The sequence below is a fragment of the Prescottella equi genome, assembly GCF_002094305.1.
Classification (GTDB): domain Bacteria; phylum Actinomycetota; class Actinomycetes; order Mycobacteriales; family Mycobacteriaceae; genus Prescottella; species Prescottella equi.
The window spans coordinates 231,328-250,899 of sequence record NZ_LWTX01000004.1; the positions used below are offsets into that span (position 1 = coordinate 231,328).

Annotated in this window: 19 protein-coding genes; 9 read left to right on the forward strand and 10 right to left on the reverse strand. The window is 69.0% G+C overall.

Annotated features, from left to right (window positions below; translation table 11 throughout):
- The first annotated feature begins 91 nt into the window (after positions 1-91).
- Genes A6I89_RS13300 through A6I89_RS13310 form a run of 3 tightly spaced genes read left to right on the forward strand, consistent with a single transcriptional unit; the run spans position 92 to position 1,844 of the window.
- A complete protein-coding gene (locus A6I89_RS13300; protein ID WP_044990981.1) occupies positions 92-898 on the forward strand; it encodes an SDR family NAD(P)-dependent oxidoreductase in 807 nt (268 codons plus the stop codon).
- 33 nt (positions 899-931) lie between these two features.
- Entirely contained in the window at positions 932-1,621 is a 690-nt protein-coding gene (locus A6I89_RS13305; RefSeq protein ID WP_044990984.1) for a rhomboid-like protein, read from the forward strand.
- Between the two features lie 10 nt (positions 1,622-1,631).
- Positions 1,632-1,844 carry a DUF4287 domain-containing protein gene (locus tag A6I89_RS13310; protein ID WP_005513199.1) on the forward strand — a complete coding sequence of 71 codons (213 nt, stop codon included), beginning with the start codon at positions 1,632-1,634 and terminating at the stop codon, positions 1,842-1,844.
- A gap of 16 nt (positions 1,845-1,860) precedes the next feature.
- Here the strand turns inward: A6I89_RS13310 and A6I89_RS13315 are convergent, their stop codons facing one another.
- Genes A6I89_RS13315 through A6I89_RS13330 form a run of 4 tightly spaced genes read right to left on the reverse strand, consistent with a single transcriptional unit; the run spans position 1,861 to position 4,509 of the window.
- Positions 1,861-2,544, reverse strand: a complete 684-nt coding sequence (locus A6I89_RS13315; RefSeq protein ID WP_005513197.1) for a sterol desaturase family protein — start codon at positions 2,542-2,544, stop codon at positions 1,861-1,863.
- Positions 2,541-3,275 carry a FadR/GntR family transcriptional regulator gene (locus tag A6I89_RS13320; RefSeq protein ID WP_005513195.1) on the reverse strand — a complete coding sequence of 245 codons (735 nt, stop codon included), beginning with the start codon at positions 3,273-3,275 and terminating at the stop codon, positions 2,541-2,543. The genes A6I89_RS13315 and A6I89_RS13320 overlap by 4 nt, the downstream gene beginning before the upstream one ends.
- A gap of 32 nt (positions 3,276-3,307) precedes the next feature.
- Positions 3,308-3,739, reverse strand: a complete 432-nt coding sequence (locus A6I89_RS13325) for a hypothetical protein (protein ID WP_022595962.1) — start codon at positions 3,737-3,739, stop codon at positions 3,308-3,310.
- A 35-nt stretch (positions 3,740-3,774) separates the two neighbouring features.
- Positions 3,775-4,509: a DUF6226 family protein gene (locus A6I89_RS13330; RefSeq protein ID WP_232244727.1), complete on the reverse strand. Its 735-nt coding sequence runs from the start codon at positions 4,507-4,509 to the stop codon at positions 3,775-3,777.
- Between the two features lie 110 nt (positions 4,510-4,619).
- Here A6I89_RS13330 and A6I89_RS13335 point away from each other — a divergent pair, with 110 nt between their 5' ends.
- Positions 4,620-5,372, forward strand: coding sequence for a hypothetical protein (locus tag A6I89_RS13335; RefSeq protein ID WP_022595965.1), 753 nt, complete (start codon positions 4,620-4,622; stop codon positions 5,370-5,372).
- Positions 5,373-5,457: 85 nt separating this feature from the next.
- On the opposite strand, the gene cobJ is transcribed toward A6I89_RS13335, so the two are convergent.
- From cobJ to cobG, 3 genes are read right to left on the reverse strand one after another with little or no spacing between them, the layout of a single operon-like run.
- Entirely contained in the window at positions 5,458-6,948 is a 1,491-nt protein-coding gene (gene cobJ, locus A6I89_RS13340; protein WP_013416043.1) for a precorrin-3B C(17)-methyltransferase, read from the reverse strand.
- Positions 6,945-7,571 carry a precorrin-8X methylmutase gene (locus tag A6I89_RS13345; protein ID WP_013416044.1) on the reverse strand — a complete coding sequence of 209 codons (627 nt, stop codon included), beginning with the start codon at positions 7,569-7,571 and terminating at the stop codon, positions 6,945-6,947. The genes cobJ and A6I89_RS13345 overlap by 4 nt, the downstream gene beginning before the upstream one ends.
- Before the next feature lie 19 nt (positions 7,572-7,590).
- Positions 7,591-8,730 carry a precorrin-3B synthase gene (cobG, locus tag A6I89_RS13350; RefSeq protein WP_022595967.1) on the reverse strand — a complete coding sequence of 380 codons (1,140 nt, stop codon included), beginning with the start codon at positions 8,728-8,730 and terminating at the stop codon, positions 7,591-7,593.
- 209 nt (positions 8,731-8,939) lie between these two features.
- Here cobG and cobN point away from each other — a divergent pair, with 209 nt between their 5' ends.
- Entirely contained in the window at positions 8,940-12,536 is a 3,597-nt protein-coding gene (gene cobN / locus A6I89_RS13355; protein ID WP_022595969.1) for a cobaltochelatase subunit CobN, read from the forward strand.
- A gap of 60 nt (positions 12,537-12,596) precedes the next feature.
- Here cobN and A6I89_RS13360 read toward each other — a convergent pair whose 3' ends face one another.
- Positions 12,597-13,235, reverse strand: coding sequence for a dihydrofolate reductase family protein (locus A6I89_RS13360; RefSeq protein WP_022595971.1), 639 nt, complete (start codon positions 13,233-13,235; stop codon positions 12,597-12,599).
- A 178-nt stretch (positions 13,236-13,413) separates the two neighbouring features.
- Here A6I89_RS13360 and A6I89_RS13365 point away from each other — a divergent pair, with 178 nt between their 5' ends.
- Positions 13,414-15,723 carry an FHA domain-containing protein gene (locus A6I89_RS13365; RefSeq protein ID WP_060934559.1) on the forward strand — a complete coding sequence of 770 codons (2,310 nt, stop codon included), beginning with the start codon at positions 13,414-13,416 and terminating at the stop codon, positions 15,721-15,723.
- Between the two features lie 4 nt (positions 15,724-15,727).
- On the opposite strand, the gene A6I89_RS13370 is transcribed toward A6I89_RS13365, so the two are convergent.
- Positions 15,728-16,795, reverse strand: a complete 1,068-nt coding sequence (locus A6I89_RS13370; RefSeq protein WP_005513184.1) for a metallophosphoesterase — start codon at positions 16,793-16,795, stop codon at positions 15,728-15,730.
- Positions 16,796-16,936: 141 nt separating this feature from the next.
- Between A6I89_RS13370 and A6I89_RS13375 the strand changes: the two genes are divergently transcribed.
- The 3 genes from A6I89_RS13375 to A6I89_RS13385 all read left to right on the forward strand — a co-directional run bounded on the left by A6I89_RS13375 (position 16,937) and on the right by A6I89_RS13385 (position 18,387).
- A complete protein-coding gene (locus tag A6I89_RS13375) occupies positions 16,937-17,323 on the forward strand; it encodes a PPOX class F420-dependent oxidoreductase (RefSeq protein ID WP_005513183.1) in 387 nt (128 codons plus the stop codon).
- Positions 17,324-17,394: 71 nt separating this feature from the next.
- A complete protein-coding gene (locus A6I89_RS13380; protein ID WP_005513182.1) occupies positions 17,395-17,913 on the forward strand; it encodes an Rv2253 family sensor-like surface protein in 519 nt (172 codons plus the stop codon).
- 27 nt (positions 17,914-17,940) lie between these two features.
- Positions 17,941-18,387: an ABC transporter permease gene (locus A6I89_RS13385; RefSeq protein ID WP_232244728.1), complete on the forward strand. Its 447-nt coding sequence runs from the start codon at positions 17,941-17,943 to the stop codon at positions 18,385-18,387.
- On the opposite strand, the gene A6I89_RS13390 is transcribed toward A6I89_RS13385, so the two are convergent.
- Positions 18,353-19,555, reverse strand: a complete 1,203-nt coding sequence (locus tag A6I89_RS13390; RefSeq protein ID WP_022595975.1) for a site-specific integrase — start codon at positions 19,553-19,555, stop codon at positions 18,353-18,355. The genes A6I89_RS13385 and A6I89_RS13390 overlap by 35 nt on opposite strands.
- Between the last annotated feature and the right edge of the window lie 17 nt (positions 19,556-19,572).

Below are 19,572 nucleotides of genomic sequence, written 5' to 3' on the forward strand. Positions count from 1 at the left end.
ACTCCACTTCCCACAACGACGAAAGGGTTGAATGTCCGGGACGAAGGGGAGAGGTCATGGATCGGATGTACGTCGTCGGGGCGGGCCGCGCATGAGTCGGGCGGTGGTCACCGGCGCCGGCGGCGCGATCGGGTCGGCGATCTGCCGGGGGTTGGCCGGGCGGGGGCACGACATCGTCGCGGTGGATGTGGACCCCGACGGGCTGGAGGCCCTCGCCCGGGAGCTGCCCGGGCGGGTGACCCCGCATCGGTGCGACCTCACCAACGCGGCGCAACGCGACGGATTGGTGCAGGCCGTGGGTGGACGCTGTGATCTGTTGGTCCACGTCGCGGGTGTCGTCGTCACGACACCGTTCGAGCGGGTGACGGACGTCGAGACGGATCGCGAGCTAGGCGTGAATCTGTTGGCACCGGTCCACCTCACCCGCGCTCTGTACCCGGCGCTTCGAGATTCCCAGGGCCACGTCGTCGCGATCGTGTCCATCGGCGGAATGCTGCCGTTGGCCGAGAGTCCCGGTTACAGCGCGTCGAAGTTCGGACTTCGGGGGTTTCTGCTCGCGCTCGCGGCCCGTACCCCGGAAACCGGCGTACGGGTGAGCGTTGTCAATCCCGGATCGGTCGACACCCCGATGCTGCGGCACGAAGCGGCCACAGGTGGATCGGCGCTCAACTTCCTGAGCACCCCTGTCCGGCCGGAGGCGGTGGCCGCGCGGGTGCTGAGGCTCGTCGACCGGCCCAGGATCGAGACGAACGTGCCTCGATCGGACGGGTGGATGGTCAAGGCGGGAATGCTCGTTCCCGGCCTGACGCTGCGGGCCCTGCCGTGGATCGCCAAGCTCTCGCGTGGCAACCTGCGGCGATATCGGGCACGGCACGGCATCGAGTCCGTCGTCCGGTAGTTCGCCGCGGTCCCGCAGCGCCATACTGGTCGGGTGGAGGCCGAGAGGCGGTTGCGGGTGTCGGACGTCGCGTCCGCGGCGTGGGGATACGTTCGCCGCGCGCCGGGCACCTTCGTGTGGCTGGCCATCCTGTTCGTGACGACGGTCGTCATGCATCATCTGTCGCCGCAGGTGCTGAACGACGTCCTCGGCGACCGGTCGACCAATCTGCACCACCTGCGCGAGGATCCGATCCGAGTCCTGGTCACGAGCGCGTTCTGGATCGCGGGCGGCACGTGGATCGGCTATTTCCTGCTCTTCAACCTGTTCCACGTGCCGGTGGAGCGTTGGCTCGGGACGTGGCGATGGTTGTCGGTCGCAGTGATCGCGCACGTCGGGGCGACGTACATCAGCGAGGGAGTGCTGTACCTGGCGATCCAGCATCACCGCGCCCCGGAATCGGCTGTCAACACCCTCGATGTCGGGGTCAGCTACGCCCTCGCGGGAGTCACGGCTGTGTTGGCGTACCGGATCGCGCCGCCGTGGCGCTACGTGTACGTAGTCGGCGTGCTGCTCGTCTACGGGCTCCCCCTGTTCGGTGGGCTCACCTTCACCGACATCGGCCATTTCACCGCGGTGCTCATCGGCTTCGGGTGCTATCCGCTCACCCGGTCGCGCCCGGGAGTGTGGGATCCGGCGGACTGGTTGCGCGGAATGCGTCAACGTGTCGGAGCGCACAGGTAGCGTTCGCGCCATGACCGAACCGGTGAAGGGTCCCGCGTCCTACTTTCCGTCGATCGAGAAGAAGTACGGCAAGCCCATCAGCGAGTGGCAGAGCCTGATTCGTTCCTCGGATCTCACCAAGCACATGGAGTTGGTGAGCTGGCTCAAGAGCGAGCACGGCCTCGGCCACGGGCATGCGAATGCCCTCGTCGCGCACACGCTGAAGGAGGATGCGACGGGCTGATGCGCCGAGTATCGGCCTAGGCGCCGGCGACGTCGAGTCCGTGCAGCCGCTTCGCGGTGGGCGACTTGTCGACGGATTCCGTATCCGGCTCGGTGCCGAACAGGCGGTCGGCGGTCCCGGACGTGGTGACCGTGAACCAGTAGTGCTCGTTGCGGTAATGGTGGTTCCGGTGATGCCGCCACGTCGCCTTGTACAGCGCAGTCTTCGGCTTGTAGTCGGTGTGGATGAGGAAGTGCGTCCACTCGTAGCCAAGGCCCAGCGCGGTGATACCGATCAGGAACGTCAACCCGAGCTCGAGGCGGGGTGTCGCGAGCAGCGCGATCGCGAGGAGGAGTGGCACCAGCCACACGAACACCGGCGCGGGAATGAAATCCAGCGGAATGTTCCGCGGATCCCCGTGGTGCGCGCGGTGTTTCCGGGCGAGCAGTGGGTCGATCGTGAACCCGGCTACCCGCTTCGGGCGCCAGTGCAGGACGAACACGTGGATGATCCACTCGAGCACCGGGAACAGTGCGAGCATCACCAACGGCACCAGGGCGTCGGCCCAGGTCCAATTTCCGACGACCGACCGGGCCACAACCGCGCCGAGGGACAACGTTCCGATGATCCACGGACTCGGGTGATGCACGAACTCCCGGAACGCGGCAGCAAGGGTGACGTTGCGCCCGAAGGCCGGCGACTCTGAGCGGGCGATGGTCACGAGTTTTCCTCGGATGCATCCCGTGCGGCCACCAGGGCGCTACCCAGGAGTGTGGTCGCCGGCTCGAGCAGGGCATGCGCCGCGGCGAAGGCCGCTGGTCGGTCGCGGCGTCGAATTGCGTCGGTGATCGCACGGTAGCGGTCGCTCTCGTTCACCTCGGCCGCCATCACCATCGCCAATGCGTCGATCATCGGTTCGTATGCGCTGCGCAGCGTGTTGAACATCAGCCGGAACGTGATCGAGTCGGCACCGTCGACCACGAGATCCCAGAAGTCGAGGGCGATGCGTTGCCTGGCCACGGAATCGTCGTCGGCCGCGAGGGCATCGACGGCGGAGTCCAGCACGTCCGCCGTACCCTCCGGTGCGCGCTGTGCCGCCAGTTCCGCGACCTTCGGCCCATTCCACAGCCGGGCCTCGAGAATGCTGTGCGCCACCGCCGGATCGATCTCGCCGCCCCGGACGAGCAGCCGGGGGAGTAGGTCCAGGCCCCCGCGCCGTCGCAGGTCGTTGACCACTGTCGCGCCACCCTGCCGGACGTCGACTAGCCCCATCGCGGCGATCCGGCCCAGAGCCTCGCGCACCGCCGGGCGGGACACCCCGAGCGCCTCCGCCATGCGCCGCTCGCTGAGCAGCGTCTCACCTGGTGCCACTCGACCATCGACCACGCGGCCCAGCAACTGGTCGAACACGTCGTCGGGAATCGAGCGGCGCTGCACCGGAGTGAGATCCATATCACAACGCTAAGCCCGCGCCGGCTAGGAGGTCAAGTGGTCAGACCAGTTCCGTCGAGGCAGCGATGGAACCAGGCGAGCAGAATCGCAACGAAGACACTGGGTAGGCAGTACCCGACGAACGCGAGGGGAAGGCCGTCGCCCGGAAATGGTCGATCCCCGAGGAGGATCGCGATGACGATGAGTGCAACCAGCGTGGCCGCGACGCCCCATGCGACGAGTCTTCGTGGCGCGAGTATCGGTATCGCGCACAGTGCCACCGGGAGCGCGAGCGGAACCAGAAGGCCGGCGCCGTAGAAGGCGTACGTCGACGTCGTGCAGTCGTCCCAATCGGAAATCAACTCTGTCGGTAGCAGACCCAACTGGCATTCACTCGTCCACCACATGGGTTCGATCGCTGTGCCGATGGCCAGCATGACGGTGAGGGCCACGAGTATCAGCCACTCGATTCGGACGAAGATCACCCGGTGATCCAAACATGCGCACCACGGCGCCCGCGTCAGTCGCGGCCACCCGGAATCGGTCGCGGGGTCCAGTTCGCCGACCACGGGGCTGCTGTGAACGACGTCGGCTCGTCGAGGTGCTGGACCGTGCCACCTCGGGCGCCGAACGACGAGCGAATCGAGGCGCCGTCCGCGTGGACGTCGACCTGCAGGGAACCGTCGACGATCGCCAGCACCCACCGGTCAAGTTCTTCAAGCAACCCGGCGGACCCGCGATCGCAGGCGTCGCATCCACAATCGGGAATCTCCGCCAGCCGCACCGCCGGGTCGCCAGCCGCAACCGTGACGGTGAAGATGTGGTCGCTCTCCACCGGCGTGTGCGTCGTCAAGACCAGGGGCACCGCACCGTCGACTGCGGGTTCGAGGACCGTCTCGGCCCCGCCAGTATCGAAGGGCCGCAAGGCCCAGTCCACGTGCGGCGCTTCACGCGCCCACCCCCGATCGAGGAGAACCCTCGTCCAGGCCTGTGCGCGTGCCACCACGATCAGGAACTTCTCCGGGTTCGTGAGTCGCTCGTACTCCGCCTCGTCCGGCTCAGCGCCGTCCTCGTACGGGTTCGGCCATCCCGGGGTGGCCGCGCCGGTGACCGCGAACGTCGCGTCGACGTCGTCGAGCAGTTCGCAGATTTCGCGCGAGAGCACCGCTACGTCCGCACCCCAGCCGGTTTCGTGCATGCGTCGAATACCGGTGTTGTACCCCTCCCACCACGACATATCCGGATCAGCACCCACTTGTGGGACGCTACCCGGCTGCGGGAGAGATGTCTGTGACGGCATTGTCGGCGTAATGAGTGGCACGGGATTCGATGGCATCGAACCGCTCGCCGAGGTGTGATGTACCGATGGATGGATCGAAGACCGACGGACGCGACTGGGACGAGCGCGGTCTTCGGATGGTTCCCGACGTCGACGCGGGACAGTGGATCGTCGACCGGGTTCACTGCTTCGATCACACGATCGCGTCGCTGCTGCCGCCGCATTTTCCTGCCTACGCCCGCATTTTCCATCCGGCAGCCATGGCCGACGAGCGGCCGGTGCGCTGGTCCGAGGTTGCGGCCGCGAACGGCACAACAGCGCACCCGGTTATGGAATGGGGGTCGATCGTTCGCGCATGGGATCTCCCGAACCAGCTCGGAGTGTGGGACGACGAACCGTCGCGAGGTTCGCTGCCTCCGGCGACCGCCCGCGCACTGGCCGCGATCCTGCGTCGCTTCACCGGAACGCCGGAGATGTGCTGGTTCGCGCACTGGGAGGGCTCCGGGCACATCTGTGCACCTTCCGACTATCGACGCCTTCGCATGCCGGCGCGGGACATGATTCTCTTCGCCGGTCCCCTGGACATGGCCGACACACAGTTCGGCGCGACACAACAGTTTCCCACCGGGATGAGCGCACATCTGTGGTGGCCCGACGACCACGCGTGGTGCGTGGCAACCGACATCGACCTGATGTCCACCTACCTCGGGGCCTCCGCGGAGTGCGTCGCCGCAGTCCTGGCCGGGCCGGATCTCGAGGCGTTTCCCGTGTGCGCGGACCAGAGGCTGACCTGGGACAGCGACACTGTCAATCCGCTGCCGTCGGAACCTTACGGCTGATCGGCACCCACCACCGTCGAACGGGAATTCCGGGCACGGGATCTGAGCGAAAGTGTGCCGTGAACTCCCGTTCGGGAGAGCGATGTCAGGCCGGGTAGTGCCGCGGCGTGAAGACCGTTGTCCCCGATGCGCTCTCGACGACCGTCGTCTGTGACGACCCGACGATCAGCAGGCAGCGCATATCGACGTCGGCGGGGTCGAGGTCCGCGAGGCGCACGATCTTGATCGACTCCTCGGGGCCGGCGACGTCGCGGCCGATGATCACCGGGGTGTCGGGGGAGCGGTGCTCGAGCACCAGGTCGCGCATCGCGGCCACCTGCCACGTGCGGGACTTCGACGCCGGGTTGTAGACCGCGAACGCCATGTCGGCGCTTGCCACCGCGGAGACGCGCTTGGCGACGATGTCCCACGGCTTGAGCCGATCCGACAGCGAGAGCATCGCGTAGTCGTGGCCCAGCGGGGCACCGACCCGGCTCGCGACCGCGTTGGCGGCGGTCATGCCGGGCAGGATCCGGACGGGGACGTCGCGCCACTGCTCCTCGGCCGCCACCTCGAGCACGGCGGCGGCCATCGCGAAGACGCCCGGATCGCCGGACGAGACGACGGCGACGCGGGCGCCGCGCTTGGCCATGTCGAGCGCCATCGCGGCGCGTTCGGCCTCGACGCGGTTGTCGCTGGCGTGCCGGCGCTGGCCCGGCCGGATCGGGACCCGATCGATGTACGTGGTGTAGCCGACCAGGTCGGTGGCCAGGGCGAGCTCCTGCCGGACTTCCGGGGTGGTCCAGGCCTGGTCTCCGGGACCGAGGCCGACGACGACCACCTCGCCGCGCGACGGTTCGGCCTCGACGCGGTTGTTCACCGGGCTGGGCACGACGGCGATCGCGAAGTACGGCACGTCGGCGTCCTCGACGTCGTCGGCCTTCGCGACTCGTTGCCGGTCGGTGCTGGCGCGCTCGACGTAGTACGTCTCGTCGATCCGTCCGGAATCCTTGAGCGCCTGGCGCACAGCCGGATACGTGCGGCCGAGCTTCATGATCGCGGCCGCGTCGGTCTCACGGAGCCGTCGGGTGAGCTCCTCCTGCGGCAGCGTCCCGGGCAGGACGGTGAGCACCTCCTCGCCCTCGACGAGCGGCTCCGCCAGGGCGGCTGACGCGGCGCTGACGGCGGTGACGCCGGGGATGACCTCGGCTTCGAACCGGTCGGCCAGACGCTTGTGCATGTGCATGTAGGAGCTGTAGAACAGCGGGTCGCCCGCGGCGAGCAGTGCGACGCTGCGGCCGGCCTCGAGGTGCGCGGCCAGACGTTCGGCGGCCTGCTCGTAGAACTCGTCCATCGCACCCTGGTAGCCGCCCGGATGGTCGATGGTCTCGGTGGTCACGGGATAGACCAGGTGCTCTTCGATCTGCCCCTCCCGCATGTACGGGGCGGCGACACCGCGAGAGATGCTGCGGCCGTGCCGGGCGCTGTGGAAGGCGACGACGTCGGCCTCACCGATGACGCGGGCGGCCTTGACCGTCATCAGCTCCGGGTCTCCGGGTCCGATGCCGACACCCCACAGTTTTCCGTTGGCACTCATTCGATTTCGCTCGCAATCGCATTGAGGGCGGCCGCGGTGATCGCGCTGCCGCCGCGGCGTCCACGCACCACCAGGTACTCGAGGCCGGCGGGATGCTCGATCAGCGCTTCCTTCGACTCCATCGCGCCGATGAACCCGACGGGTCCGCCCACGATCGCGGCGGGCCGCGGTGCACCGGCCTCGATGAGGTTCAGCAGATGGAACAGTGCGGTGGGGGCGTTCCCGATCGCAACCACCGCGCCGTCGAGCTTGTCGCCCCACAGCTCGAGCGCGGCGGCCGAGCGGGTGTTGTCGATCGCCTTGGCCAGCACGGGAACTCGCGCGTCGTCGAGCATGCACAGCACGTCGTTGTCGCGAGGCAGGCGCTTGCGGGTGACTCCGGCAGCGACCATCTTGGCGTCACAAAGGATCGGGGCACCACGGCGCAGCGCCTCGCGGGCATCGGCGACGACGTTCGGGGTGAACGCGACGTCGTCCACCAGATCGACCTGACCGCTCGCGTGGATCATCCGGACGACGGCCTGCGAGACGTCCGCGGGGAAACGGGCGAGGTCGGACTCGGCGCGGATGGTCGCGAAGGACTGGCGATAAATCTCCGCACCGTCGCGGATGTAGTCGATCATGCGCCACACGATAGAGGCATCACGTGGGCGGGTTCTCCACCCGGTAACCGTCGGGGTCGGCGACCACGTCTGTTATCTCACCGCGTGGACGCCCGCACTTGCGATCGCAGCCGGACCAGTGCTGACGGCCGTCGGCGGGCAGGTCGTCGTTCTCGATCGCCGCCCGGGCGTCAGCCCGGACGTCGGTGTGCGACTTGGCGCAGCCCGGTTGCCCCGCGCACGCGCTGACCTGCAGGTACGGTGAGTTCTCGTCGAAGATCAGACCCATCGGCGCGAGTACCCGCACCACCTGCTCGGCCGCCCACTCCTCGAGGTCGGGCAGCACGATCGACCGCCACGGGGTGACGATGATCGGCTTCTCGACGGCGGCGAGGAACTCCGCGAGCCGGGCCGGGAGGGTGCCGAACGCGAGACCGGCGGCGAGCGCGACATTGCCGTCGGGCTGATCGAGCCACCCGATCGGGCCACGGTCGATCGCCCCCGGGAACTGCACCGGGTCCCCGTACGCGAGCCCGAGCCGTCCCAGCACGCGTTTCGTGCCACCCGGAACCTCGTTCAGTCGCCACGCGTCACCGCGGATCTCGGCGAACGTGCGCGCCGACGCCAGCAGCACGTCGACCGCGTCCGCCTCCGCGAGCCGGGCGCCGGTATCCGTACCCGCAAGGACCAGCGCGAACCTGCCGTCGTCCAGCGCGTGGACGCCGAAGTCGCCGCGCAGTCCCGAGATGTCGCCGGTGCCGTCGTCGAGCGTGAACAGGGTGCGTCCGGGCAGCTCGGCCAGCGCCGGGTCGGCGCACAGGCCGCGGTCCAGGTCGGTGACGAGGCCGCGCACGTCGGCGAAACCGCCGATCCGTCCCGACAGCGGGGAGGCCAGGATGTTGCGAACCCGCTCGTGCGTCGTGGACGGCAGCAGGCCGACGTCGGCGATGCGGCGGGCGAACTCCTCGGGATCGGACACCGCCCGCAACTGGACGTTGCCACGCGAGGTCAGCTCGATCTCGCCGTTACCGATCTCGTGCGCGGCCGTCGCCAAGGCCTGGAGCTGCGGCGATGTGATCACGCCGCCGGGCAGGCGAACCCGGGCGAGCGGGCCGTCGGCGGCCTGGTGGACCTGGAGGGCACCCGGGCACTTGTCCGGGCCGGAACGTGGAGATGACACGTCTCCAGGCTAGAGAAGTGCGGGGGCGGGTGCGCGCACGCCTGACCGGTAGGATCACCGGCGACCGCGGCAGAAGAGGAAGCCGGTGAGATTCCGGGCGGTCGCGCCACTGTGAAAGTCAGACCCTCTTCCGCCGCCCGAACCCGTTCCCGAGACGTGTCTCGCCGGAACCCTGCCGTGGGGCGCGAAACCCCGGAAAGGCTGCAACAGTGATCCTGCTGCTGTCGACGTCCGACACCGACCTGCTCAGCGCCCGTGCCAGTGGCGCCGAGTACCGCTGGGCCAACCCGGCCCGTCTGCTGGTCGACGAGGATCTGCCCGGACTGTTCGATGGCGTCGACCTGGTCGTCGTCCGCATCCTGGGCGGCCGCCGGGCGTGGGAGGACGGTATCGACGCGGTGCTCGCGTCCGGGTTGCCGGCGGTGGTGCTGGGCGGTGAGCAGGCCCCCGACGCCGAACTGATGGAGTGCTCGACCGTTCCCGCCGGCATCGCCGCCGAGGCGCACACCTACCTGGCCGAGGGCGGCGCCGCCAACCTGCGTCAGCTGCACAACTTCCTGTCCGACACGGTGCTGCTCACCGGCCATGGCTTCGAACCCGCAGTGCACCTGCCGAACTGGGGGGTTCTCGAACGCGAGACCCGCGCGGTGGACGGCCCGACAGTCGCGGTGCTGTACTACCGCGCCCAGCACCTGGCCGGGAACACCGCGTACATCGAGGCGCTGTGCCGGGCGATCGAGGATGCCGGGGCGAACCCGCTGCCGATCTTCTGCGCCTCGCTGCGCACCGCTCCCGGCGATCTGCTCGAGACGCTGGGCCGCGCCGATGCGATGGTCGTGACGGTCCTCGCGGCCGGCGGCACCAAACCCGCCAACGCGCAGGCCGGCGGCGACGACGAGGCGTGGGACGTCGCGGAACTCGCGGCGCTCGATGTGCCGATCCTGCAGGGTCTGTGCCTGACCAGCAGCCGCGAGGCGTGGGAGGCCAACGACGACGGCATGTCGCCCCTCGACGTCGCCACCCAGGTCGCGGTCCCGGAGTTCGACGGCCGCCTGATCACCGTGCCGTTCTCGTTCAAGGAGATCGACTCCGACGGCCTCACCGCCTACGTGCCCGACGCCGAGCGGGCCGCCCGGGTCGCGGGGATCGCCGTGAGGCACGCACGTCTGCGACGGATCCCGAACCCGGACAAGAAGATCGCGCTGATGCTGTCGGCCTACCCGACCAAGCATGCCCGCATCGGCAACGCCGTCGGCCTGGACACCCCGGCCAGCGCGATCGACCTGCTCGCCGCGATGCGTGACCACGGCTACGACCTCGGCCCGGTCGACGGCGACGACGCGCTGCCCGGGCTCGCCGCCAAGGACGGCGATGCGCTGATCCACGCGCTCATCGCCGCGGGCGGGCAGGATCCGGACTGGCTCACCGCCGAGCAGCTCGAGGGCAACCCGATCCGCATCTCCGCCGCCCGCTACCGCGAGTGGTTCCAGACGCTGCCGCAGGACTTCCGCGAGGGCGTCGAGGAACACTGGGGCGCCGCGCCCGGCGAGCTGTACGTGGACCGCTCGTCGGATCCCGAGGGCGAGATCGTCATCGCCGCGATCCGCGCCGGCAACGTCGTGCTGATGGTGCAGCCGCCGCGCGGCTTCGGCGAGAACCCGGTCGCGATCTACCACGACCCGGACCTGCCGCCGAGCCACCACTATCTGGCGGCGTACCGCTGGATTGCAGCGACCGCCGAGCAGGGTGGATTCGCGGCGGACGCGATCGTGCACCTCGGCAAGCACGGCAACCTCGAGTGGCTGCCCGGCAAGACGCTCGGCATGTCGGCGTCGTGCGGCACCGACGCCGCGCTCGGCGACCTGCCGATGATCTACCCGTTCCTGGTCAACGACCCGGGCGAGGGCACGCAGGCCAAGCGCCGCGCGCACGCGACGCTGGTCGACCACCTGATCCCGCCGATGGCCCGCGCCGAGTCCTACGGCGACATCTCGCGGCTCGAGCAGCTGCTCGACGAGCACTCCAACATCTCGGCGCTGGACCCGGCGAAGCTGCCCGCGATCCGCCAGCAGATCTGGACGCTGATGCGGGCCGCGAAGATGGACCACGACCTGGGCCTGACCGAACGTCCCGAGGAGGACGTGTTCGACGACATGCTCATGCACGTCGACGGCTGGCTGTGCGAGATCAAGGACGTCCAGATTCGCGACGGCCTGCATGTTCTCGGCACGGCGCCGCAGGGCGACGCCGAGGTGGAGTTGGTGCTCGCGATGCTCCGGGCCCGGCAGATGTGGGGCGGCGAGCAGACCGTGCCGGGTCTGCGGGAGGCGTTGGGGCTCAGCGAAGCCGGCGACGAGGACCGTCGCCGCGTCGACCAGATCGAGGCGCAGGCGCACGCGCTGCTGTCCGCGCTGGCCGAGACGGACTGGGATCCGGAGGCCGCCGACCGACTGTCGGACGACGACACCGTCCGGCAGATCCTGCGCTTCGCCGCGACCGAGGTGGTGCCGCGGCTGCGGCAGACGTCCGGCGAGATCGACCAGGTGCTGCACGCGCTGAACGGCGGCTTCATCGCGGCCGGCCCGTCCGGGTCGCCGCTGCGCGGGCTGATCAACGTGCTGCCCACCGGCCGCAACTTCTACTCCGTGGACCCCAAGGCCGTGCCGTCGCGGCTCGCGTGGGAGACCGGTCAGGCGATGGCCGAGTCCCTCGCCGCGCGCTACCGCGCCGACCACGGCGAGTGGCCCAAGTCGGTAGGCCTGTCGGTGTGGGGCACGTCCGCGATGCGGACGTCGGGTGACGACATCGCCGAGGTGTTCGCGCTGCTCGGTGTCCGCCCGGTGTGGGACGAGGCGTCGCGCCGTGTCACGAGCCTCGCGGTGATCGACCTCGCCGAACTCGGCCGCCCGCGCATCGACGTCACCGTCCGGATCAGCGGCTTCTTCCGGGACGCGTTCCCGCACGTGCTGGCGCTGCTCGACGACGCCGTCCGCCTGGTCGCCGGCCTCGACGAGTCCCCGGAGGACAACTACGTCCGCGCCCACACACAGGCCGACGTGGCCGAACACGGCGACGACCGCCGCGCCACCACCCGCATCTTCGGCTCCAAGCCCGGCACGTACGGCGCCGGCCTGCTGCAGCTGATCGACTCGAAGAACTGGCGCGACGACGCCGACCTGGCGCAGGTGTACACCACGTGGGGCGGCTACGCGTACGGCCGCGGGCTCGACGGCGTTCCCGCGTCGGACGACATGCGCAGCGCGTACAAGCGGATCACGGTGGCCGCGAAGAACACCGACACCCGCGAGCACGACATCGCCGACTCCGACGACTACTTCCAGTACCACGGCGGCATGGTCGCCACGGTCCGCGCGCTCACCGGCAAGGACCCGGAGGCGTACATCGGCGACAGCACCCGCCCCGACGCCGTCCGCACCCGGACGCTGTCGGAGGAGACCGCGCGCGTCTTCCGGGCCCGCGTCGTGAACCCGCGGTGGCTCGACGCTATGCGCCGCCACGGCTACAAGGGCGCCTTCGAGATGGCCGCGACCGTCGACTACCTGTTCGGCTACGACGCGACCACCAACGTCGTCGCGGACTGGATGTACGAGAAGCTCGCCGAGACGTACGTCCTGGACGAGCAGAACCGCAAGTTCATGTCCGAGTCGAACCCGTGGGCCCTGCACGGCATCTCCGAGCGACTGCTCGAGGCGGTCGAACGGAAGATGTGGGAGGAGCCGTCGCCCGACGTGCTCGACGGCCTACGCCAGGTGTACCTCGAGACCGAGGGCGAACTCGAAGGCTGACGCCTGTGCGCCTTTTCGGTAGCGCCCACTACCAGAAAGGCGCACAGGCGGCGGAGCCGCCTATCGCCAGAACAGGTGGTGGGTGACTCCACTCGGACTGGGCACTGTTTCCAGATGGAATCGGTCGCGCAGTTCGTCCGGGGTGTCCCACAGCCGCAGGCCCGTTCCGAAGGTGATCGGGGAGACGGCCACGTGCATCGTGTCGACCAGGTCGGCGTCGAGGAATTCTCGGATCGTGGTGACCCCGCCGCCGAGCCGGACGTCCTTGCCCTGTGCCGCCTCCCTGGCCTCCTCGAGGATCGTGGCCGGTTCGCCGTCGACGAAATGGAAGGTGGTCTCGCCGCGGGTGATCGACGGCCGGGCGTGGTGGGTGAGAACGAACACCGGCGTGTGGAACGGCGGCTCCTCGCCCCACCAGCCCTCCCAGTCGAGGTTCTCCCACGGGCCGCGCTGCGGGCCGAACTTGTTGCGGCCCATGATCTCGGCGCCGATGTTGTGGGAGAAGTCGCGGGTGAAGTAGTCGTCGAGGCCGCGGCTGCCGCCGCCGTCGGTGCGCATGGGCCAGCTCGCGGTGGCGCCCGCCCACGCGAACATCTCGCCGGGGTCGAGGCCGAACGGGTTCTCGAGGGTCTGGTTCTCGCCGCACGCGACCCCGTCGCTCGAGACATTGAAGTTCTGGACCTTCAACAGTTGACTCACGTGATGCTCCGCTCTCCGGTGGGGGTTACGAGAAGACAGACTCGCCGTGGGGACGAAACTCATCATGGCGTCCCCGCCGCGCGGATACGAGACTGACCGTTCTGTCGTCGGTCCGTCGATGCGTGCGACCATGGAAAAGCCGACGCTCTACGCCTGATGCTGACCGGAGGCCGTGGCGATGGACGACTGGACGCGAAGCGCGCATCCGCGAGTCGTGGTCGAGACCGCAAACGGCCGCACCAGCCACGGCGCGGGCACAGCGGTACGCATCGGCCGGGACCCGCAGCTCGAGATCACGATCGTCGACCCGATGGTGTCCCGCGAGCATGCACAACTGCGGTGGGACGACGGATGGCGGCTCGTCGACTCCCACAGCAAGAACGGGATCTACGTCGACGGCACACGCTGCGACCAGGTACCCGTCACCGACACCGTCCTGGTCCGCCTGGGTGACGCGGTCGACGGACCCGCCGTGCGGATCTCGATCGAAGATCCCGACGCGACGCGGCGGGACCTGGGCGGCCGATGGGACGAGTCGACGATCGAGGTGGGGGCCCCGGCAAGCCCGCCCCTGACACCGCACGCGGCCGCCCCGGCGGGGGCTCTCACGATCGGACGGGCCCCCGACAACGACATCGTGGTCCGGGATGTGCTGGCCTCACGCCGGCACGCGATGGTCCACGACGGGCCGACAGGCCTCGAACTCGACGATCTGGGAAGCGTCAACGGAACGTTCGTCGACGGCGCCCGGGTGTCACGCGCACGACTGACCGACGGCGACGTCGTCACCGTCGGCAACACCGACTTCGTCGTACAGGAAGGCCGTCTCGTTCCACGCCAGGTCGAGTCCTCGACCACGGGAGGTCTACGTGTGGACGGCGTCGGGCTCACCATCGAAGGTGGTCGGCGTCTGCTCGAGGACGTCACCTTCACCGCGGGACCCGGCACCCTCACCGCGGTGATCGGGCCCTCCGGAGCGGGAAAGACCACCGTCGCCAAGATCATCTCCGGTGCGGCAAGCCCCACCGAGGGTGTCGTCGAATTCGACGGACGCAGCGTGCACACCGAATACTCGGTACTGCGCTCGCGTATCGGCATGGTCCCGCAGGACGACGTCGTCCATCGGCAGCTGACCCTCCGGCGGGCCCTCGGTTATGCCGCAGAGCTCCGGCTGCCACCGGACACCACCCGCGCCGACCGTGAAGCGGTGATCGCCGGGGTTCTCGACGAGCTGCAACTGACCGAGCATGCCGACACCCGCGTCGATCGCCTCTCCGGCGGGCAACGCAAACGCGCATCGGTGGCGCTGGAGTTGCTCACAGGCCCTTCCCTGCTCATCCTCGACGAACCGACCTCGGGTCTCGACCCCGCGCTCGACCGACAGATCATGGCGACCTTGCGCGGCCTCGCCGACTCGGGCCGCGTCGTCGTCATCGTCACGCATTCGCTGTCGTACCTCGAGATGTGCGATCAGGTCCTGCTGCTCGCACCCGGTGGCAAGACCGCGTACGTGGGGCCGCCCGACCGGGTCGGCAGAGCGCTCGGCAGCTCGGACTGGGCCGACATCTTCGCGCGGGTCGCCTCCGATCCCGACGGCGTGTTCGCCGAGTACCGCGCCACCCGCACGGTCGCGGAGGTGCCGCCGGCCCTGCCCGGACCGCTCGGCACTCCCGCGCACACCTCGCGGCGAAAGCAGGTGAGCACCGTCGCGCGCCGCCAGGTCCGGCTGATCCGCGCGGACCGGGGCTACCTGATCTTTCTGTCGCTCCTGCCGTTCGTGCTCGGCGGCCTGGCCCTGCTCGTGCCGGGCGACACCGGGTTCGGGCCGTCGGGCGCCGACGTGTCCGGCGAACTCACCCAGATCCTGGTGGTGCTGATACTCGGCGCAGCCTTCATGGGCTGTTCATTGACGATCCGCGATCTGGTCGGAGAGCGCATGGTCTATCAGCGTGAACGCGCCGCAGGCCTGTTGCCGTCCGCCTACCTGGCGGCGAAGATCGTCGTATTCTGCGCCGCCGGCATCGTGCAGTCGGTGATCATGGTGCTGATCGTGTACCTGGGCAAGGGTTTCCCGGGCCGCGGCAGTGTTCTCCCGTCGGGCTCCGTGGAACTGATCGTGGACATCGCCGCCACCACCTGCTGCTGCGTCGTGCTCGGATTGGCATTGTCGTCGGTGGCGCGCTCGAGCGAGCAGGTACTGCCGATGCTGGTGGTGACGATCATGGCGCAGCTGGTGATGTGCGGAGGTCTGATCACGATCACCGGCCGCGCCGTGCTCGAACAGGTCGCGTGGCTGTTCCCGTCACGTTGGGGGTTCGCGGCCGCCGCCTCGACAGTGGACCTGGTCACCAATTCCACCGGCACCGAGCCGGACACGCTGTGGGAGCACACCGCATCGTGGTGGTGGCTCAGCATCGCCATGTTGGTGCTCATCAGTGTTGTGCTCACCGCGGTCACCTACAGCAGGCTTCGGCTGCGGCGTCGGTAGGGGCTTACAGCCGGCGGTCGAACGCGAGTGTCGGCTCGGCGGTGGGAAGGTCCACGGTGTAGACCCGCAGCCGCACCGACTCCGGGGACAGGTCCATCACCATGAATCCGACGTCGTCGAAGTTCTGATAGAGATTCGCCCGATCCGGACGGGTCGACTTGCCGTGGTTGTTCTTCGCGGCAGCGCCCGAGACGATCTGCCGAGTGCCCTTGGACTCGACCGTCGGCTCGAGAACCTGCAGCGAATGATCGTGGCCGGAGAGAATGAACTGGCATCGCCCGACCACGTGGTCCTCGAAGAATCGCTTGGCGTGGACCCCGTTCATGGGTTCGATCGGGATGCCGTCGTACGCACCGGCATCGCCGTGCGATCCATTGTTCAGGTACGGGTGGTGGGTGCAGGCGATCTTCCACTTGGCCGGTGATGCCGCGATCGCGGCGTCGAGCCAGGCCCGCTGCTCGTTCATGAACTGGCCGTCCACCGCCCAGTACGGCACGAACAGCGGAGGCAGATAGGCGGCGACGGGATTGAGATCGAGCACGAAGAACTCCACGACCGGGTTCTCCTCGGGCACTCGCACCGAGTAGTAGCGGTACGGCATCCACCATTTGCGCGACGTCGCGTGGTATTCGACCTCGTCGTTGCCGCGCAGCAGCCAGCCGCCGTCGCCGGGGAACACCGCGCTGTTGTCGTGGTTGCCCAGCGCCATCACCCAGGGGAAATCCAGCCCGTGATTGGGGTCTTCGAACTTGGTGGCGAACTGGACGTCCCGGTCGCCGTTCGGGCCGGCCTCGTAGATGTTGTCACCGAGCCCCAACGCCATGTCGAACGGCTCGGCCTCGTGCAGCTTGCGGGCGGCGTCGGCCACCGCCCACTGCGGCGGCGTGCCGGTGCCGGCGTCGCCGGTCACGAGCACCCGCACGCTCGACCCGGTGGGGAAGGGCAGCTTGCCGGCGGCAGGTGCAGCGGCGGCGGAGGCGGTCGGGGCCAGCGCAGCCAGCGAGACGGCCGCACCGGTGACGCCGACTCCGGCGAGGAAGCGGCGGCGGTCGATCGGGTTGAACTCTGTCACGGGTGTTCCTCGTCGATGTCCAGGTTGTCGGGATGCCGGTCCCAGCAAACCCCACCGGCGACACCCGAACGCCCGAAACAGCGATATCCGAGCGGGTATTCACGAGACGTTCATCGGCGGGTCGCACGTACGCTGGCCATCATGACTGCCACGCTGAGCGAGATCGGTGCCGCGAAATACGTTCTGTTGACGACCTTCAAGAAGGACGGCTCCGGAGTGCCCACCCCACTGTGGGCGGCAATGGACGGCGATCGGATGCTGATGTGGACCGAGACGAAGTCGTGGAAGGTCAAGCGCATCCGGAACCGCTCTCGTGTCACCGTTGGGGTGTGCGACGCGCGCGGAAATCCGAAGGGCCCGCAGATCGACGCCACCGCGGTGGTGCTCGACGACGCCTGCACCGAGGAGACACGCGACGCGATCGCCCGCAAGTACGGCCTGATCGGGTGGATCGCCGTCAAGGGCAGCATTCTGCGGCGGGGCCGTAAGGGCACGGTGGGATTGGCGATCACCGCTCCGTCCCCCTGACGCGTCGGCGGCGAATCGGTCATTCGGGCGTTCGCCGCCGCCGCAGGGTCGCCCGGTGCTTCAATTCGCCCATGCGAAAAGCGCTCTCGGCGGTTGCATTGGTCGCTGTCTGGTCGGTTGCCGGGTCCCTGCCCGCGGGCGCCGCACAGCCGTCATGGTCCGGCGACTACTCCGTCAAGCGCTTCGCCGCGACCAAGACCGGGACGAGTCTCGCTGCGAGCCAGTGGGAACCGGATTTCGCCGACGTCTACACGTTCGAGACGACGTGCACGGACGGTACGTGCGTGGCCACCGTCGTCGGCGGACCCGCGCCCGCCAATCCGACGCTGCCGCAACCGGCGCGGTACACGTGGGACGGCGCCAGTTGGGTGCACCCCTACGACTGGGAGTGGGACTGCTGGATGGGGGAGGGCAATCCGAAGGTGTGGGCGCCGGCCCACTCGGAGGCCTACTACACCCCACAACCGGACGGCACCCTGGTCGGCTCGTGGCGCACCGACATCGCGAGCGGCCCCTGCGCAGGCTCGGTCATCATGGACGTCGCTGCCTATCCGGTCGACCCGCCGCCGGCGTTCGGCAGCGGGAGCTGACCCCAGCAATTGTCCTAAGCTGCGGACGTGTCGCGAACTGTGTGGTGGGCCGCCGCCCTGGCAGCGTTGACGATCACCGTGTGGGTCGCCACCACGTCGTCGATGGCCGACATCTCGATGTCGTGCGCGAAGATCGGCGAGAGCGGTTCCTCCTTCCGGTGCGATGACTCGATCGTCGACGTGCTTGGCGTGTGGCCGCTGGTCGGCCTGGGCCTGTTGCTCGGCACACCGCCGGCGGCGGCGGCGCTGTCGATGCGAAGGTGGGTCTCCTGGTTGATGGTCGCCGTACTCGCCGGTTTGTCGATCGCCGGGCTGGTGAACTGGTCGTCCTTCTGGGGATCACTGCTCTTCGCTGTGCCCCTGGCCGCTCTCGGGTGCGTCGCTACCGTGTTGCAGCGCGGCCCGGGTCCCAAGGTGAGAGTGTCCGATGGACGGTCGATCAGATCTCGAAGCCGGCGACCGCGTTCCCCGTGAGCGGATTGTGTTCGCGGGCATAGATTTCCAGCGTGGCCGGGTTCTTGTGTCCGGTCTGCCGCATCACCTCGTGGGCCTGCGCGCCGTTGCGGAACGCCTGGGTGACGAACCCGGCACGCAGGGAGTGCCCGCCGAGTTTCGCGATCTTGGCGGGGGAGAGCCCGGCGTCGGCGGCCGCGCGGCGGATCACACCGTGGATGCCCTGCCCGGTGAGGGCGCTGTCACCGATGTTGCCGTTTACGCGCAGCGGCCGGAACACCGGCGCCGTCAGAGCTTCGGGGCGCAGGTCAGGGTAGGGGACGTGGCAGACGTGCGTGCGGAATGTGTCGGGGGCGCCGAGGAATTCGGCGACGGCGTCGCGGCCACCCCGGTGGTGGGCGAGTACGACGTCGAGCCACCGGCGGTACACGCACGGCGGGCAGGCGCGGTGCCCGATCGCGAACGGGGTGGCCTTGACCATGCCGTCGCCGACCTGGTCGGTCTTCGATCGCCGGACCAGGATGTGCAGCCCGTCTTGGGGGTGCAGGGTGATGTCGCGCAGTTGCAGGCCGGACAACTCCGCGCGTCGGAAGGCGCCCAGGAACCCGATCAGGATGATCGCCGAGTCGCGCCGTTCGCGCAGCCGGTCCTGCCATGTGTCCGCGTTCTGCCGCATCGTGGCGAGGATGTAGCCGATCTCGTCGCCCAGCAGCGGTGCGACGCGTTTGGTCGGACGTTCCCCGGCTGCGGCATAGGTGCGACGCAGGCCGGCCAAGGTGTCCTTGACGATCTGGGCCTGTCCGGGGGCGGGACGGGCGCACGCCCGGTGCCAGTAGTTGATCGACGCCACCCATCGGGTGAGGGTGTTCGTCGCGTACCGCCGTTCGCCGGTGGCGGCGCGCAACTCGGCGTGTTCGGTGAGATAGTCGGCGACGGTGTGCGGGTGCGCCGGCATGGGTACGTGTCCTCGCTCGGCGCACCAGCTGCGGAACTTGTCCCAGTCCGTGCGATAGTTTCGCGCGGTGGACGGGGAGTGCCGCTGTTCGAGGGCGGCGACGATCCGGGCCTCGGCGGACGCGGACAGCACCGGGACGGCGGGTTCGAGTCCCGGCCCGGTCGATTCCGTCGGCCGTTCGGCAATCGCGGGCAGAGCGGGCACGACACGGACCGTGTCGACCTCTTCACTCACACCCGTGCTCCTCTCGC